1 pseudogene is annotated in these 235 nt (G+C 64.3%); it reads left to right on the forward strand.

From position 1 onward, the window contains the following. Positions 1-155, forward strand: a pseudogene (locus AC0IXA_RS28160) (SURF1 family protein); the annotation flags it as partial. Positions 156-235 lie beyond the last annotated feature (80 nt).

Here is a 235-nt window from a genome sequence, read left to right on the forward strand (position 1 = left end):
GGCCGGTGGTCGCGATGGGCCCGGAAAAACCCCTCGGCTATGCCGTGCAATGGTTCGCCATGGCCACGGCGTTGCTCGGACTCTCCCTCTATTTGGGCTGGCACAACGCAAAGGAGAAACGCCATGGGAAGCGCCATGAATCCACCCAGCATGTCAGAGGCCAAACCCGTTCCCCGCCGCCGGCGCGGGCGCATTCAGTTGTTGCTGATCGTGCTTGGCGTGGTCGGGCCGATGC

This window comes from Pseudomonas sp. AC083, from assembly GCF_979253165.1.